At 67.5% G+C, this 655-nt stretch carries 1 pseudogene; it reads right to left on the bottom strand.

Annotated elements, in window-relative coordinates:
* Nucleotides 1–568, bottom strand: a pseudogene (locus D3272_RS27045) (IS5 family transposase); the annotation flags it as partial.
* Nucleotides 569–655 lie beyond the last annotated feature (87 nt).

Here is a 655-nt window from a genome sequence, read left to right as displayed (position 1 = left end):
GCGTCGGCGAAGGCCTTGACGATGAAAGGGTAGGAGCGGCGCGACTGCTTGAGCACCGGCACGGCCCCGTCGCGGTCCTGAACGTCGGCCGGCTGCGGGGCGAGCACCAGGGCGCGGCCGTCCGTGTCCACCAAGGCTTGGCGCTTGCGACCCTTCACCTTCTTGCCCGCGTCGTAGCCTCGCGGGCCGCCGCTTTCCGTGGTCTCACACTCTGGCTGTCGAGCACGGCCGCCGTGGGCGAAGCGTCCCGCCCGGCGCGCTCGCGGTCCAGCATGACGAGGTGATGGTTGATGCCGGCGAACAGGCCATCGTCGCGCCAAGCGCTGAAGTAGCCGTAGACCGTGCTCTTCGGAGGCAGGTCCTTCGGCAGCAGGCGCCAGGGAACGCCGCCACGCAGAACAAAGAAGATGCCGTTCACGATGTCTCGTAGCGACCACAGCCGCGGCCGCCCAAGCGGGTTGGCGGACGGCAACAGCGGTTCGAGGACCGCCCATTCGGCGTCGGTCAGATCGGTTGAGTAGCGGAGGTCCGAGCGGCTATGCTGCTCACGGGTGGCCGGGGTCCACATGGCGGTTCCAGATCAGGTTTCAGCACCCTCCTGGAATCATCTCAGCCCAGGCCACTCAACCTCTCGTGCCCTTATCGGACGGACACT

The sequence above is a fragment of the Lichenibacterium ramalinae genome, from assembly GCF_004137085.1.
GTDB classification, from domain to species: Bacteria; Pseudomonadota; Alphaproteobacteria; order Rhizobiales; family Beijerinckiaceae; genus Lichenihabitans; species Lichenihabitans ramalinae.
The sequence above is the reverse complement of the archived record's forward strand: the minus strand, read 5'-3'. Positions and strand labels throughout refer to the sequence as shown.